This is a genomic window from Bacillus sp. BS3(2021) (assembly GCF_021043345.1).
GTDB lineage: Bacteria > Bacillota > Bacilli > Bacillales > Bacillaceae > Bacillus > Bacillus paralicheniformis.
The window spans coordinates 618,388-634,618 of sequence record NZ_JAJNDM010000001.1 but is presented as its reverse complement, the minus strand read 5'-3'; the positions used below and the strand labels follow the sequence as shown (position 1 = coordinate 634,618).

The following is a 16,231-nucleotide window of genomic DNA, read 5'->3' as shown; positions in this document are numbered from 1 at the left end:
TACGATTTCTATGAGTCTTCCTTCTTTTCGCCCGCCTTTTTCGCCGCATAGAGTGACCCGGCCACGAGCGAGACGATATCAAGTCCTACAATAAAAAAGGTTTCCGTATAACCTTTTAAATATGAAGCGAACAACAGCGCTGCGGTCAGCGCAATCCCGACGTAATGGTTATAGGTCACCCTTGTAAAAAACAAGACAAGCAAGAAAGGAAATATCAGTGCAAAAACGGCTTTTGTAAACACAAAAACCCTCCTCACGTTTCTTGATCTTATTCGATTATATTAAAGAACAAAGAAACGGACAAACATGGACACTCATTCATTTTGTCCATTATCATGCCGCGTTATTCGGAATCAGACTTTAAAAGGCGAAAAAGAACGAGATTCCGGCTGCCAGGAGGTTCGGCATGGCGAAAACGGCGAGTGCGTTTGCCAGTTTGCCGTTCCACTCCCTGTGCTCCTTCGTTTCCGAATCGTGATTTCCCTTGAACCGGTCACCGCTGACAAATACGCTGGAACATAAAGCAGACAGCAGAATTGCGCCTAGTCCGGCGGATCCCGAAACTTTGAAAATCAACGTCCAATCCCCGGCCGCAGCCGAAATCAATACAGCTATCAAACAAACAAAAACACCGGCGAGAAAAGCCTTTTTCATCAATCATTCTCCTTCAATCGGTTCTATCCATCATCCTAGCGGAACGTTTTGTAAAAGACAACCAAAAAGATTCCCCAAAAGGAAAAGCAAAAGCGCCCGAAAAAGCGGCGCTTTATTAACATCAATTATTCTGTTTCTTGTGAGGCGGCTGCCTCAGCGTGCTTCATCGCCGCATCCTCTTCTTTTACAAAGATGATGCCAAGCTCATGATGCTCTCCTTCATATGAAGCTCTTTGTTCAAAACGAATTTCATTGTTTAAACCGACGACTTCAAGTTTGAAGAAAGCACGGTTCTTTTGAAGCGCTTCGTAGAAGTCCGCCGCATTTTTCACTGAAATCCCGTTAACCTTCGTGATGATTTCGCCGATCTTGAGACCGAGATCGGCTGCCGGCGTGTTCGGAATAATGCCGAGCACCACGAGCCCCTGGTCTCTCTTTGAAAAATGGAAAGGGGCGGAATTATCGTTCATCCGCTGTTTCCATGATAAAAAGGCCCTTCCTGCGATCGCCGCTCCGGCGGCAAGAGCGGCAAGCGGCGTCCACCATACGCTTCCGGCCGCGAGCAGCAGAATGATAATACCAAGCACGCTGATGCGCTTCGCTGTAATTTTAATGCTTTCAATCGGAAGCGATCCTTGAACTCTTTGGCCGAAGCCGATGAAATAAGGAATCCAGAGGAGCTCAAAGCCTCCGTTAAATGACAGAACGGGCCACCACGGAACCGATGATTCGATCGCATGTCCCGGAATGAGAATGAACAACGGCAAAAGCCAGGTTCTGCCCGCAATCTGCTGGCCGATCGGGAGCCCCCTTTTGCTCATAACGATCGCAGGGGAAGTTTTGATATGTGCCGTTTTGTAGACGAGCACTCCTTCCGCTACCAACAGAAGTCCGAGCAAGACGGCAGCAGCCGGCCAATTCGCGAGGGACAGCTGTGGAAGTAATGCGTCAAGCGCTCCGAAACCGGTGTATTCGATACATAAACCGGCGACGATGCTCACGCCAAGCGTATATGCCGCTGACAGCAGACTCTGTCTGAAAGTTAAAGCTGCGGCAACGCTGACCGCCGCTATTAAAAGCAGCATACCCATCGGCAGATACAGCCCTAAGCCGAACGAAACAATGGACAGCACGAGTCCTGCCAAGAGTCCTTTGGAATATGTAAACTTAAACTCGTCATAAATATCTTCAATACGCGTATGAAACGTCTTTCTTTCACGTTTGATCCGGGCATAGCCGTAAGCAAGACTCATGATCATCATAAAATAGAAGAGCGGGTGCAGAAAAAACAATCCTGCTCCTTTTAAAAGTTCAATTAAGCTTTCTTCAACTGACAAGGGAACGTTCACCGCCTCAGCCAAGCATTTCAGGCCGCCTTAAATACGGCAGCTTTTTAACGTTGGATATTTTAGGGAAACCCAGCTTGTCTAAAGCGTCGGCACGAGGAAATGACGCGCGGCCGTTCAGGCGGGATGCCTGAGCCGTCAGCCGCAGAAACTTTCGTCATGATGCTTTAACGCCGGTGCTTTTTAAGCGCATTCGTGACGACAAATGCTGGCACCTTTAGGCAAGCTGGTGCATTTTATTATTATTCTAACAAATAATAAAATGCTTGGGTATGGTAAACGTGAGGTTTATTTCTCCTGGCTCATCCAAAGCGTCACATTCGACAAAGAAAAGTCTTTCAGGTAATGATTGACTTCGACATCTAGAATATCTCCTATCAGCTGCATTGACCGCTTGATATCGGTCAGATTGATGCCGAGCCGCTTGTGGTTGTCCATCAAGTAGTTGAAATAAAGTTCCGCGCAATCCTCATTGATATCCTCCACACTTTCGACCGAAGTGTAGTTTACGAGGTATCTGCTGAACAGCATAAGCAACCCTACTGCCTTTGTAGCGGAAAACGTAACGTCTTGTGATCGAACTTTTAACTGCTCCACTAATTCATAGTATTTTTTCTCTCTCACAATACTTGCCCTTTTCAATCGTGTACCCCCATTTATTATTTATATATAAGAAAAGCGCAAGCGTCAGACGACTCCACCAACAGAGACGAAGAACGCAAACCGCGCTAACATTCTCCGCAAAAAAAATGCACACATTATAATTCTTGAAAAAGCTTTGGTTCTATTTTAAAAAGTTTTCCTTAGTTATACAACTTGCAAAAGTTACATTTTTACTGCATCTTTACATCCTTATAAAGTCTCCCATACACTTATGTTATCGGGTCAATTCTATTCATTATGAATGTTTTTTTTATGAAAAAACAAAAATTTTAGGTAAAAAGATTGAGAATTTATTTTCTGAGAATAAAAAAAGTGAGGACATCCTGTGTCCTCACTTTTTGTTAAACAGCACTTTTAATGCGGTTTGCAGCTGAAGATCGTTCTTTTCTTTCATCTTTTTCTCTTCAATCCGCAGGTTCATTGTATTTGCCGTTTTTTGGTCAATGATGCCCGTTTGTTTCAGCTTGTTTTCAGCCTGAAACGCCATGACGGCTTTTTTTGTGCCTTCACTGTAATAGCCGTCTTCCCGGCCGGGGACAAACCCGAGTCCTTTCAGCAGGTGCTGTGCCCGCTTAATTTCATTGTTGTTCATATCCGGCTTGAGAGGCTCCTTCAGCTGTACAGGCCCCACCGAGAAATATGCAGGCTGGGCGACTGGAACGGTCGGCTGAATTCCCTGCTTATGGATCCAATTCCCTTTAGGCGTCAGCCATTTATACAGCGTCAGCTTAATATTGCTTCCGTCTCCCATCGGAACCGCTTGCTGGACGGTTCCCTTTCCAAAGGAAGGATCGCCCACCACGTCGTAACCCTCGGCTTCTTTTAATGCACCTGCAAGAATTTCCGACGCTGAAGCGCTGCCCTTGTCCGTAATCACGCTCACAGGATATGGTTTTTTCTCTTTTAATTTTGAGAAGTATTGTTTTTTATTTCCGTTTCTTTCGGCGATTTGTATATATGGATGATCTTTTGTCACAAAATGTTTTAAAATGTCTTCAACGCTTTGCAAGTATCCGCCCGGATTGCCTCTTACATCCAAAACGAGCCCTTTTATTCCCTTTTTCTCAAGCTTTTTCAGTTCAGCAGTAAAATCTTTTGCCGTATGTTCGGAAAAGGAAGATATTGCGATATAGCCGACAGGTTTGTCCTGTATTTTTTTAATGGAAGCAAATACCGTTTCCAGCGGAATTTCATCGCGCTTAATTGTAAATGTCAGCTGATCTTTCATGCCGGGCCGATGAACTTTCAGCGTAACCGTCGATCCCTTTTTGCCCCTGATCTTTAATACGGCGTCATTCAAATCCATTCCGGCCATGGAATCGCCGTCGATACTGATGATTTCATCGTTCGGCTTTAATCCGGCTTTCTCTGCCGGAGACTGTTTAAAAGGAGAAACGATAATGATTTTCCTGTCTTCCATTCCGATTTCTGCGCCGATTCCTTCAAAAGAGGAATCAAGGGAATCTGAAAACCGCTTTGCCGTCTGTTTATCCATATAAACCGAGTATGGGTCATTCAATGTTGAAAGCATGCCCTGTATGGCTCCTTCCAACAGCTTTTCCCTGTCGACCTGCTCTACATATTCATTTGAAATCAGGTCATATGCTTTCTCAATTTTCTCCAATTCGTTTCTGGCGGCAGCCGCTGATGCTTTTGGAACGGCATCATGAAACGGAATCGGACCGGCGCCTGTTACCAAGCCGCATAACAGGCTGAGTGCAATGATGAGCCGTGCAATCTTCTGATTCATCCTATACCTCCTCTTCTGCCTGCACTATGTTTTGTTGCTTGAAGTATTATGCGCAAAAACCGCCCGTATCATGTAATCGATTTTCCATTCACAGCAAAAAAACTGCCGGATTGCCGGCAGCTTTTGCTTATATAGTCTTCACACGCTTGATGATTTCTTCTGTCACTTCATCCGTCGTACTTGAACCACCGATATCAGGCGTCAAGTAACCGCTTTTTAGAACGTCTTCGATCACGTCAAGCAATCTGGCACCGAGTTCTTCTTCTCCAAAATGATCAAGCATCATTTTAGCTGTCCAAATTTGGCCGATCGGGTTTGCAATTCCTTTGCCGATAATATCCGGGGCAGAGCCGTGCACAGGCTCAAACATGGACGGATATTTGCCGTTTACATTGATATTGGCGGCCGGCGCCACGCCTATACTCCCCATAATCGCCGCCCCGATATCGGTCAAAATATCACCGAATAAGTTGCTGGCAACAATGACGTCAAGCTTCTCCGGCTTCGTTACAAAAAAGGCCGACAGCGCGTCAATGTGCTGCGAATCAGCGGTAATGCCAGGGTAGTCTTTTGCCGTGTTCGCAAAGACTTCATCCCAAAAAGGCATTGAATATACGATTCCGTTCGATTTTGTTGCGCTTGTGACATGCTTTTTCCGTTTAGCCGCCAACTCAAATGCAAAGCGCATCGCCCTCTCCGCCCCTTTTCTTGAAAAAACGGCATTTTGGATGGCGATTTCATCTTCATCTCTGAAGATTCTGCCTCCGATCGAGCTGTATTCCCCTTCACTGTTTTCCCTGACGACAAGAAGATCGAAATCTTTTGGATTGGCCAGCGGAGACTTGATTCCTTGCAAATATTTCGCAGGTCTAACATTGATGACCTGTTCAAATTCGCGGCGGATTTTAATGAGCAGCCCCCATAGGGAAATATGGTCGGGGACAAGCTTGCTGTTTCCTACCGCTCCAAGGAAGATGCTGTCGAACTCTTTCAGCTGCTCCATACCGTCATCGGGCATCATTTCCCCGTGTTCCAAATAATACTCGCAGCTGTATGGAAACTCCGTAAACCGAAATGAGAGTCCTCCGTGAACATCAGAAACCGCTTTCAAAACTCGCTGTGCAGCAGGTACGACTTCTTTTCCTACTCCGTCACCGGGTATGCTGGCAATGTTGAATACTTTCATTAGATCATCCCCTATTCAAATAGTCGACTGTCGACAGATGTCACTTTCATTCTATACCTTGTGTTATTTTCTGACAAGAACAAATTTTGAAGCATCTCGATTTGAATAACAAAAAGCCGATTCGGTCCATTTCCGGACGAATCGGCTTTCATTTTTAAAGCGGTATATAATTGGCCGGGTCAACAGCATTGGATTTCGCGTTGTTCCAAAGGCCTTTATGAATTTCAAAGTGAAGATGCTGCCCGTAGGATTGGCCTGTATTTCCCATCGTTCCGATCACTTGTCCCTGTTCAACACGCTGGCCTGTCTGCACTTTAATCGAAGACATGTGAGCGTAGACCGTCTGATATGTTTGCCCGTTGATATTATGGGTAATAAACACAACATTGCCGTAGCTGGACGAGTAATGGGCGTTATAGACCGTTCCGGCGGCTGCCGCATGAATCGGAACACCTGAACCGCGCTTGGCGATATCTACGCCGAAGTGATTCCCGAGCGAACGATTTCCGAACCCGGAAGTAAATGTGCCGGAAGCAGGACGGATAAAGCCCGAGCTGCTTGGTGCCGACGGTTTAGAAGAAGAGGCTTCCGATTGGCCGCTTGAAGCCCGGCGGCTCGCTTCAGCTTCCTGCTTTTTCCGATGCGCCTCTTCAGCTTTGATCGCTTCATCCTGACGCTTTAAAATTTCTGCTTCATTTTCGAGTGAACCAAGTTCTTCATGCGCATGATCTTTATCTTGCTTCACTTTTTTCATGACGTTTGCTTTCTCTTTTTGCTGCTTGTCGAGCGTCTTTTTTAAATCTTCCAGGTCTTTGAGCGCTTTTTCAAGGCTTTCAAGATCCTTGCTCAGCTTTGTCTCCTTTTCCTCAACAAGCTGAAGATCGCGCTTTTGCTCTTCCATCAGGTCTTTATCAGCTTCGACAATTGTCGAAACCGCACCCGCACGGCTGATGAAATCCCCAAAGCTTTTCGAGCCGAGAAGCACATCTATGTATTGAACGGAACCGCCGTTTTCCTGCATGGAGCGAACCCGGTCTTTCAATATTTTATTGCGTTTCTCAATCTTTTCTTTAAGCTTTTTGATTTGCTTTTTCAGCTCTTCAATGCTTTTCTTTGTTTGGTCGATTTCTTCGTTTTTCTTTTCCAGCTTTTCATTCGTGTTCGTCATCTGACGGTCGATTTTCTCGATCTCGCTTTTCAGGCCTGCTTCTTTTGATTCAAGCTTTGAAAGCTCCTGTTTCTTTTTTTCGAGTTTTGACTCGTTTTCAGATTTTTTGCTTTGAACGTCGCTCTTTTTTTTCTCCAAGTCTTCATAAGCTAAAGCATGGTTGCTTTTTAGGGGGATCAGCACTGCCGACGATCCGAGCACAGCGGTCAGCCCCAGCGTCATAAGCTTTCTTTTCAACCTTGGTTCCTCCTTGCCTTCAGAATCAAGGGAGCCCGGCGCTTTGCAGGCATCCCAGCTTTAAACATGATACAACCGGCGAGAGCGCCGGTTTAAACTTTTAAGAATTTGCGAATCGACATCAAGCTTCCCCATACACCGATAACGGCTCCGATCAGCACAAGGATCGCTGAAATTTGGAAGACGAACGGATTGTACGGCAAGAGCTGTATGAATGTGCCCTGAACTTTCGGAGCGATCCACTGAACGGCATGATGATACGTTCCGAGCAAAATAGCGATCGGAATGATAGAACCGCATACGCCTAAGAGCAGACCTTCAATGAAGAACGGCCAGCGAATGAACCAGTTTGTCGCGCCTACAAGTTTCATAATCTCGATTTCTTTGCGTCTTGCAAAAATCGTGATTTTGATCGTATTAGAGATTAAAAACATCGCCGTAAACAGCAGGCCGACAACCAATGCAATCCCGATTACTTTGGTGACACCACTGATTTTAAACAGGCGGTCTACCTGCTCCTGCCCGTATGTCACCTTATAGACGTTGGTCAGCTTCTCAAGCTTCTTGGCAGCTTTCGGCGTGTCTTTTGGATCTGTGGTCTTTACGACAAACGCATCGTTCAGCGGATTTTCCTGCTCGAACATCGCAAAGAATTTCCCGTCTTCGCCAAAGCTGTCTTTCAGGTTTTTCAGCTCTTCATCTTTAGATGAATATTTGACACTGCTGATTTCCGGTATTTGTTTAATTTCTTTTTCCAATGTATTTTTTTGATCCTGGTTGGCCGTCAAGTCAACAAGCACTTTGACTTCGACTTCCTGTTCGGCTTTTAATGTCATATTGTATACGTTCAGCATGATGACCATGAACACGCCGACCAATATAAGTGTTACAGTTACAGCACTGATGGATGCGAAAGTCATCCACGCGTTTCTCCCGAGAGATTTTAAGCTCTCGCGCAAATGCCGTCCGAGAGTTCTAATCATAAGAACCATACTCCCCTCTAGCTTCATCACGCACAATGACCCCGTCTTCGATTGCGATGACCCGTTTCTTCATGGTGTTTACGATTTCTTTGTTATGAGTCGCCATAACGACTGTTGTTCCGCGGTTGTTGATCTCCTCGAGCGTCTTCATGATTTCCCAAGACGTCTCAGGGTCAAGGTTTCCCGTCGGCTCGTCAGCGATCACGACATCAGGGTCGTTGACGATTGACCGTGCAATTGAAACCCGTTGCTGTTCTCCCCCGGACAGCTGATCAGGGAATTGCCTTGCTTTGTGCTTCAGCTGGACAAGATCAAGCACTTCAAGCACTTTTTTTCTGATCACCTCTGGACGCTCCCCGATGACCTCTAAAGCAAATGCAACATTTTCAAACACCGTCAGCTTTGGCAGCAGTTTAAAGTCCTGGAATACAACGCCGATTTTCCTTCTGATAAAAGGAATCTCTTTTTCTTTGAGCTGCGCCAAATTTTTATTGTTTATGACAATCTTCCCTTTGGAAGGCTTTTCTTCGCGGTAGATCATTTTAATGAAGGTTGATTTTCCTGCTCCGCTCGGTCCTACAACATAAACAAATTCCCCGGGATATATAGAGATGCTTATTCCGTTCAGCGCCGAGACCCCGTTGGAATAAGTCTTATATACATCTTTTATTTCGATCATGTAATCACCTAATCTTCTATGTTTATACGGTCATACTCTTCGAAAGGACATGTCGTTTTGTGTCCTGCTAAATTCACGGTAAATGGTATTGATCCAAGCCCTTTTTCAACAACACCCATTATACGTCAAGATTAGACAAAATGATATTACAGTTTTGTTTCAATGCCGACATAAGTTATAGGAAAAACGCAAAATCAGACAAAAAATTTGTACTTTGGGCCTTTCATGTGATAAAAGAACTTGTTTTTCTTCGTTCTTTAATAGGTATAAAGGCCTTTTCAACAAAAAAAGAACCTTTTTCACCCGAATGTGAAGAAGGTTCTCTTCGCCTCCTGACCGGCAAGGCATTCTTATTTTTTCTCTGAAAGCCACTTCGCGACCGCTTCAGCTTCTTTTTCGTCTACAAGATTGCCAGGCATTCCGCCGCGACCGTTGACTACAATGTCTTTAATTTCGCTTTCCTTATACTTGCCGCCAACTTCTTTCAAGCTCGGGGCGGAACCGCCGGACAAATCCTTACCATGGCAGCCTGTGCAGTTTTGCTGGTAAATCTCTTCCCCGTCCGTTGCAGTTGCTTGCCCGCCTGTGTTTTTCTCTTTGCTTTCATTGTTATTGCCCCCGCAGGCAGCCAGCACAAAAGAAACAGCCATAAACAGAGTAAACAGCTTCATTTTCATTTTTTTAAGTCAGCTCCTTTAACAAGTCAACCTTTATTATAACCTCGATTACGCGCGTTTAAAACCCTCGCCAAGCACCTCTGAAGCATCCATCGCAATGACAAATGCAGACTCATCAATGTGTTTCACAAGTTGTTTCAGCTTTGTGAACTCGGTCTGGCCGACCACGCACATCAAAATGGGCCGCTCATCATCTGTATAGCCTCCGACCGCTGATATTTTCGTAATCCCTCTGTCAATTTTATTCAGTACCGCATGTCGAACTTCCTCTTCCCGGTTGGTAATGATCATTGCCATTTTGGAACGGTTCAGCCCGACCTGGATAACATCGATGGTTTTGCTTGATATATAAACGCCAAGCATAGCATACAGTCCCTGTTCGATGTTAAAAACAAACATCGCCGACAGGACGATCGTTCCGTCGATCAGCGCCAAACATTTGCCTTGCGAAAGCCCGGTGTACTTATGAATGATTTGCGCAGCCAGCGCAGTCCCGCCTGTAGAACCCCTTCCGAGAAAGACCATCCCGATACCAACTCCGATGCCGACACCGCCGAAAATGGCGGCTAAGAGCGGATTCTCTGTCGCCGGAGCAATGTCCCGTGTCATATATACGATAAAGGGGAGAAAAACAGACCCGACAAGCGTTTTAATGCCGAATTTTCCTCCGAGTATGAGAATCCCGGCAATAAATAAAGGAATATTAAATGCCCATTGCACATAGGCAGCTTCAAAGCCGAATGATTGCAAAATGGTGCTGATGCCGCTGACTCCGCCGGCTGCAATCCGGTTGGGAAGCAGAAACATATTAAATGTCATAGCGACGACAGCTGATCCAAACAGGATATAGCCGTAGTCACGCAACACCGCAAACAATTGATGTCTCGTTTTATCCATATTCATATCTGTCATCCTCCGCACGATTCGTTACCAATCGAGAGTATAGCATTTAGCTTATTGTAAGTAAATAACAGCCAAATAACGTATTAATCGGATAAAGCGGCAGAGGGACAAAGCTTCTTACGGCTTAGGCTGAACATATCCAGGCGGATTTACCCGCAAAAAAAAAGACACATCTCACAATATGGATGTGTCTTTCTCCAATTTAGGAAAGCTTTGAACGCAAATATGCGTCGATGAAAGAGTCAATGTCTCCGTCCATAACCGCCTGCACGTTCCCCATTTCCGTGTTCGTTCTATGATCCTTCACTAGGGAATACGGATGGAAAACGTATGAGCGGATCTGGCTTCCCCAGCCGATTTCTTTTTGTTCGCCGCGAATTTCGTCAAGCTGTGCCTGCTGCTCTTCGATTCTGCGCTGATACAGCTTCGACTTCAGCATTTTCATGGCACGTTCGCGGTTTTTAATTTGTGAGCGCTCCGTTTGGCAAGTGACGATGACGCCTGTCGGCAGGTGGGTGATCCTGACGGCGGAGTCTGTCGTATTGACGTGCTGCCCGCCGGCGCCGCTTGCCCTGTACGTATCGACTTTAATATCTTCCGTACGGATCTCAATGTCGATTTCTTCGTTGAATTCAGGCATGACATCACAAGACACAAACGACGTGTGCCTGCGCCCTGATGAGTCGAACGGAGAAATTCTGACGAGCCTGTGTACGCCTTTCTCGGCTTTTAAATAGCCGTAGGCATTGTGTCCTTTGATCAGGAGAGTGACAGACTTGATTCCTGCTTCATCCCCTGGGAGGTAATCAAGGGTTTCCACCTTAAATCCTCGGCGCTCTGCCCACCTGGTGTACATTCTGAGAAGCATTGAACCCCAATCCTGTGATTCGGTGCCGCCGGCTCCCGGGTGAAGCTCAAGGATCGCATTGTTTTTATCATACGGCTCGCTTAACAATAGCTGCAGCTCAAATTCGTTAAATTGCTTTGTTAAGCTTTTCAGCTCGCTGACCAGTTCATTTTGCAGGTCTTGGTCAGGATCTTCTTTTAAAAGATCGTGTGTCATTTGCAGTTCTTCATGAGATTCGCTCAACTTGTTATACGTGTTGACATAATCTTTTAACGCATTCGCTTCATTAATGATCGTCTGCGCTTTCTGCTGATCTCCCCAAAAATCAGGGTCAGCCATCTGCTCGTCTAATTCGCTGATTCTTGCTTCCTTTGTTTCGAGGTCAAAGAGACCCCCTGAAGTCCGCTAATCGAGTAGCCATATTTTCAAGTTCCTGTCTGATTTCTGCCAATTCCATTATTCTTTCACCTCATCATAGATTTCAGCCTGTTCAAAATAAAAAGAGGCGTGCACCTCTTTTTATTCTGTTCTTCCGCAGCAGTTTTTATATTTTTTTCCGCTCCCGCAGTAGCAAGGATCATTGCGTCCGATATCCACCGCTTTGCGGACCGGTTTTTTCTTTGCTTGTTTTTCCTCATCGCCTTCTTTCGGCTGATGGGCTGTCGTCTGTCCTTGAATGACCTCTTCGCGCTCAAGGTTGTTTTCAATTTCAGCCTTCATGACGAATTTGGCTACATCATCTTCGATGGCCGCGATCATGTTTTCAAACATTGCAAAGCCTTCCATTTGATACTCGCGAAGCGGGTTTGTCTGAGCGTAAGCGCGCAGATGAATTCCTTGACGCAGCTGATCCATCGCATCGATGTGATCCATCCATTTCGTATCCACTTCGCGGAGAACGATGACTTTCTCAAATTCGCGCATTTGTTCAGAACCGTACCGCTCTTCTTTCTCATCGTATTTCGTCTTGATCCTGTCATAAATGAGCTCTGTAATCTCCTCAGGCTCTTTTCCGAAAATGTCGCTTTTCTCCACTCCGCCCTCATCAAGGAAATTCGCATTTACAAGCTCGACAAGGCCTTCAAGATTCCACTCTTCAGGCAGATGTTCCTTTGGCGTGTATGAAGCAACAGCCCTCTCAAGTGAAGCTTTAATCATATTTTCGACGATGGAGCGGAGGTTGTCGGAATCGATGACCTCAAAGCGCTGTTTATAGATGACCTCACGCTGCTGGCGGAGCACGTCATCGTATTGCAGAAGCTGCTTACGGGCATCAAAGTTGTTGCCTTCCACACGCTTCTGTGAAGATTCGACCGCTCTTGAAACCATCTTGCTCTGAATCGGCGTCGAATCGTCCATTCCGAAGCGGTCAAGCATCGCCATCGTCCGTTCTGCACCGAAGCGTTTCATTAATTCATCTTCCATGGAAAGATAAAATTGGGTGATACCAGGGTCCCCCTGACGGCCTGAACGTCCGCGCAGCTGGTTGTCAATCCGCCGTGATTCATGGCGCTCTGTACCGATAACGGCCAGTCCGCCAAGCTCTTTTACGCCTTCGCCAAGCTTGATGTCCGTACCACGTCCCGCCATGTTGGTCGCGATGGTGACCGCGCCTTTTTGCCCGGCATCTTCGATAATCTGGGCTTCCCGCTCGTGGTTTTTCGCGTTTAACACCTGATGCGGAATGCCTTTATTTTTAAGCAGCTTTGAAATCAATTCAGATGTTTCAACCGCAACCGTACCGACAAGAACCGGCTGACCGACCATATAGCGCTGGGCGACATCCTCTGCAACAGCTTTAAATTTTCCTTCCATGGTCCGGTAAATTAAATCCGGGCGGTCATCACGGGCGATCGGCTTGTTGGTCGGAATCGTTACAACCTGCATGTTGTAGATGTTGCGGAATTCTTCTTCTTCCGTTTTTGCCGTACCCGTCATCCCTGCCAATTTTTCATACATGCGGAAATAGTTCTGGAAGGTGATCGTCGCGAGCGTCATGCTCTCATTTTGGATCTCAAGTCCTTCCTTCGCTTCAATGGCCTGGTGGAGCCCGTCGCTGTAGCGGCGGCCTTTCATCAGACGGCCTGTGAAAGAGTCGACGATAACGACCTGGCCGTCTTCGACGACGTAATCGACGTCTTTATGCATCGCCGCATGGGCTTTAAGCGCCTGGGCAATATGATGGTTTAAGGCGACATGGCGGACATCAAACAAGTTTTCGATGCCAAATGCCTTTTCTGCTTTTGTCATCCCTTCTTCAGTCAGCTGAACGCCTTTTGTTTTCACATCGTATGTGTAGTCCTGATCCACTTTTAACGTGCGGACAAACGCATTGGCCTGAACGTAAAGCTTTGTGGATTTGGCCGCTTGTCCAGAAATGATGAGCGGCGTTCTTGCTTCATCGATCAAAATCGAGTCGACTTCATCGATGACTGCAAAATGAAGCGGACGCTGAACCATCTGCTCTTTATAAAGCACCATGTTGTCGCGCAAGTAGTCAAAGCCAAGCTCATTATTCGTAGAGTACGTAATATCGGCTGCATAGGCTTCACGCTTCTCGTCTTTTGAAAGGCTGTTCAGGTTTAAGCCGACTGTCAGCCCGAGAAATTCATAGATTTTTCCCATCTCTTCAGCATCGCGGCTCGCCAGGTATTCGTTGACCGTCACGATGTGAACGCCTTTCCCTGACAAAGCGTTCAAATAAACAGGCATTGTGGACGTCAGCGTTTTACCTTCCCCCGTTTTCATTTCGGCGATATTCCCTTCATGAAGGGCAACGCCTCCCATCAGCTGAACCTTAAACGGGAACATGCCTGTCACACGCCGGGAAGCTTCCCTGACAACGGCAAACGCTTCAGTCAAAAGATCGTCAACTGTTTCGCCTTTTTCAAGGCGCTCTTTGAACTCGATTGTCTTTTGTTTCAAAGCTTCGTCTGAAAGCCTCTCTATATCTGCCTTGAGCGCATCAATCTCGTTCGCTTTCTTTTCATAACGGCTGAGCGTGCGTTTTGTCGGATCAAACACTTTATTTAAAATTCCAAGCATAGAATAACGCTCCTCTTTATTTTCCTTGTTTAAGTATGAGTAAACAGTAATTTTTATATATGCAATATCATATCATACCTTTTGTCATTTCCAAACAATTTACCGCGGGGAAACGGAAAAAATCCCCTCTGCGGAAGATCCGGGAGGGGACTTGATATATTTATTCGTTCGGTTCGATCAAACCGTATTTTCCGTCGTTTCTTCGGTAGACCACATTGGTCAGATTGGTTTCGGCGTTCGTGAATACAAAGAAGCTGTGTCCAAGCATATTCATTTGTAAAATCGCTTCTTCATTATCCATCGGTTTTAAATTAAAGCGTTTTTGACGGACAACCTGCGGCTGTTCATCCTCAGCGTCATCCTGCACGGCCGTTCCGATGCCGTTTTCTTCGGCAAAAACATACTTCGGAGAACCTTTTTCGCGGAATTTCCGGTTCACTTTTGTTTTGTGCTTGCGAATTTGACGCTCCAGTTTGTTCGTTGCGAGATCGATTGCATTGTACATATCTTCGTGGTGAACTTCCGCACGGAGAGAGAGGTCTGTCATTGGAATTGTCACTTCCACCTTAGATTCCTGATCGTTGTAGAATTTCAAGTTGACGTGAACAATCGCATCAACGTTATTTTCAAAATAACGCTCAAGCTTTCCAATTTTCTTCACGACGTGTTCTCTTAACGCTGGTGTTACCTCAATGTTTTCTCCTCTGACGTTGTACTCCATCAAAAGAACGCCTCCTTTATATTAAGGATATGTAAATACATTTCGTCTTTTCCCTGCTGAATTCCTGCATAAACGTAAAAATTATGTGAAAAATCCGTGAATTTTGACGAAGATTGTCTCCTGTCATTTGAACCCCTTTATTAAATCTTAAATATATTCACATGCGAATAAAATCAGAACGCCATTTTTGCTTTTTAAAAAATATGGCATACACCTGTCAGGTGTATGCCGTCAATGGATAACGTAAGGTCTCATGCATTGGTGGATCGTTTTCATCCATTCCCGATAAAGCGGTAAAAAATGATGGGTTAAGTCATGCTGAAATTCAGCAGACGGATAATTGTAATAAATCAGACTGTCAAACTCACGGAAGACTCTGTCAAAAAAACGAATCGAAGATTTGGCACAGCTTGTCTCCAAAATCGACAGCAATACAGCGTGCGACGAATCCAACTGAAAAAAAGCATAGATTAAATCGTTAAAAATCCGCTCTCCTTCTGTCTTCGCCAAATCTTGATTCGCTTCTATTAAATAGCAAAACCCCTCTTCAATCGTAAACAAAAGCTGATAATAAGTCGTTAAGAGCATGTAATCGTCGGTGCTTGTCAAAGCGATCACCTATTTGCGCTTGTCATAATATGTGCCGTCAATCGTCATGTTGGCGTACGGATTGATATAGGAATGATGCATGGCTCGCTTCTGCTTCGCCTGAAGCAGCTCATGTTTGACAGCCTGCTGCAGCCTTTTCAGTTCGGCCATGAGCAATGGCTCCATATCCGTCACTTGCCGCAGCTGCTGCTTTTCTGTCTCAGAAAGAGGCGGCTTGATCTCCTTGATCAAGCCATCGCGTTTTTCAAGAAAAGCTTCGATTGCCTGAACCAGCTCATCACTTTCCGGAGCGTCTTTTATTTGAGCGAGCATATGTTTTGTTTCGCTGTACAGCAGCTCAATCTTTTCCATTATGCCAGCCCGCCCGATCCGAACCGGCCCTGCCGTTCGATTTGAAGCGCTTGCTTCCAGGCATCGCGTAAATCTTTAACATACCCTTCGACTTCCGTCACGATATCTTTGTCATTGCGAATGTTGGCTTCAACCAGGCGGCGGTGGATATACTCGTACATTGCCCCCATTGATGCGGCCAATTCGACTTTCCGGTCAAGAGTGATATTGAGCTCCTGAATAATCTTTTGAGCTTTAACAAGGTTCGTATTTTTCGTTTCCATATCCTCTTGTTCAATTGCCTGTTTCGCCAGCTTCATAAATTTAAGGCAGCCATCAAATAGCATAAGCGTCAATTCTCCAGGGGTCGCCGTGTTGATTGAATTTTGCTGATAAGCTGCATACGGGTTGTTTAAAGCCATTCTTGATCCTC

17 protein-coding genes are annotated in these 16,231 nt (G+C 45.7%); all 17 read right to left on the bottom strand.

Features of this window, described 5'->3' with window-relative positions; genetic code table 11:
* Nucleotides 1–8: 8 nt before the first annotated feature.
* Nucleotides 9–242 (bottom strand): CsbA family protein, encoded by a 234-nt coding sequence (locus LQ247_RS03070; RefSeq protein WP_020453089.1) that lies wholly within the window; start codon nucleotides 240–242, stop codon nucleotides 9–11.
* A 118-nt stretch (nucleotides 243–360) separates the two neighbouring features.
* On the bottom strand, nucleotides 361–654 hold the full coding sequence (locus LQ247_RS03065; protein ID WP_144497824.1) for a DUF5316 domain-containing protein: 294 nt from the start codon (nucleotides 652–654) through the stop codon (nucleotides 361–363).
* 125 nt (nucleotides 655–779) lie between these two features.
* Entirely contained in the window at nucleotides 780–2,015 is a 1,236-nt protein-coding gene (locus tag LQ247_RS03060) for a PDZ domain-containing protein (protein ID WP_081376397.1), read from the bottom strand.
* Between the two features lie 273 nt (nucleotides 2,016–2,288).
* On the bottom strand, nucleotides 2,289–2,642 hold the full coding sequence (gene swrA / locus LQ247_RS03055; protein ID WP_003185659.1) for a swarming motility protein SwrAA: 354 nt from the start codon (nucleotides 2,640–2,642) through the stop codon (nucleotides 2,289–2,291).
* Nucleotides 2,643–2,994: 352 nt separating this feature from the next.
* Entirely contained in the window at nucleotides 2,995–4,413 is a 1,419-nt protein-coding gene (gene ctpB, locus LQ247_RS03050; protein ID WP_101561419.1) for a carboxy-terminal processing protease CtpB, read from the bottom strand.
* A gap of 127 nt (nucleotides 4,414–4,540) precedes the next feature.
* The gene (locus LQ247_RS03045; protein WP_020453093.1) at nucleotides 4,541–5,599 is read right to left on the bottom strand and encodes a tartrate dehydrogenase; all 1,059 of its coding nucleotides are present in this window, start codon (nucleotides 5,597–5,599) and stop codon (nucleotides 4,541–4,543) included.
* 154 nt (nucleotides 5,600–5,753) lie between these two features.
* The gene (locus tag LQ247_RS03040) at nucleotides 5,754–7,004 is read right to left on the bottom strand and encodes a murein hydrolase activator EnvC family protein (protein WP_035337775.1); all 1,251 of its coding nucleotides are present in this window, start codon (nucleotides 7,002–7,004) and stop codon (nucleotides 5,754–5,756) included.
* Nucleotides 7,005–7,096: 92 nt separating this feature from the next.
* Nucleotides 7,097–7,987, bottom strand: coding sequence for a permease-like cell division protein FtsX (gene ftsX, locus LQ247_RS03035; protein ID WP_195258263.1), 891 nt, complete (start codon nucleotides 7,985–7,987; stop codon nucleotides 7,097–7,099).
* Nucleotides 7,980–8,666 carry a cell division ATP-binding protein FtsE gene (ftsE, locus tag LQ247_RS03030; RefSeq protein WP_003185670.1) on the bottom strand — a complete coding sequence of 229 codons (687 nt, stop codon included), beginning with the start codon at nucleotides 8,664–8,666 and terminating at the stop codon, nucleotides 7,980–7,982. Before ftsE ends, ftsX begins: the two co-directional genes overlap by 8 nt.
* A gap of 350 nt (nucleotides 8,667–9,016) precedes the next feature.
* Entirely contained in the window at nucleotides 9,017–9,343 is a 327-nt protein-coding gene (cccB, locus tag LQ247_RS03025) for a cytochrome c551 (RefSeq protein ID WP_020453096.1), read from the bottom strand.
* A 48-nt stretch (nucleotides 9,344–9,391) separates the two neighbouring features.
* The gene (locus LQ247_RS03020) at nucleotides 9,392–10,246 is read right to left on the bottom strand and encodes a YitT family protein (RefSeq protein WP_020453097.1); all 855 of its coding nucleotides are present in this window, start codon (nucleotides 10,244–10,246) and stop codon (nucleotides 9,392–9,394) included.
* A gap of 202 nt (nucleotides 10,247–10,448) precedes the next feature.
* Nucleotides 10,449–11,550 (bottom strand): peptide chain release factor 2 gene (prfB, locus tag LQ247_RS03015; protein WP_096748347.1). Its coding sequence is split into 2 segments (ribosomal slippage): nucleotides 10,449–11,477 and nucleotides 11,479–11,550, totalling 1,101 coding nucleotides; the frame shifts between segments, so codons are not numbered across the junction.
* A gap of 62 nt (nucleotides 11,551–11,612) precedes the next feature.
* Nucleotides 11,613–14,138 (bottom strand): preprotein translocase subunit SecA, encoded by a 2,526-nt coding sequence (secA, locus tag LQ247_RS03010; RefSeq protein ID WP_231005556.1) that lies wholly within the window; start codon nucleotides 14,136–14,138, stop codon nucleotides 11,613–11,615.
* A gap of 160 nt (nucleotides 14,139–14,298) precedes the next feature.
* On the bottom strand, nucleotides 14,299–14,859 hold the full coding sequence (hpf, locus tag LQ247_RS03005) for a ribosome hibernation-promoting factor, HPF/YfiA family (RefSeq protein ID WP_020453100.1): 561 nt from the start codon (nucleotides 14,857–14,859) through the stop codon (nucleotides 14,299–14,301).
* A gap of 231 nt (nucleotides 14,860–15,090) precedes the next feature.
* The gene (locus LQ247_RS03000; RefSeq protein WP_020453101.1) at nucleotides 15,091–15,468 is read right to left on the bottom strand and encodes a hypothetical protein; all 378 of its coding nucleotides are present in this window, start codon (nucleotides 15,466–15,468) and stop codon (nucleotides 15,091–15,093) included.
* A 9-nt stretch (nucleotides 15,469–15,477) separates the two neighbouring features.
* Nucleotides 15,478–15,819 carry a flagellar protein FliT gene (locus tag LQ247_RS02995; RefSeq protein WP_020453102.1) on the bottom strand — a complete coding sequence of 114 codons (342 nt, stop codon included), beginning with the start codon at nucleotides 15,817–15,819 and terminating at the stop codon, nucleotides 15,478–15,480.
* On the bottom strand, nucleotides 15,819–16,220 hold the full coding sequence (fliS, locus tag LQ247_RS02990; RefSeq protein WP_020453103.1) for a flagellar export chaperone FliS: 402 nt from the start codon (nucleotides 16,218–16,220) through the stop codon (nucleotides 15,819–15,821). The genes LQ247_RS02995 and fliS overlap by 1 nt, the downstream gene beginning before the upstream one ends.
* Nucleotides 16,221–16,231: the final 11 nt, after the last annotated feature.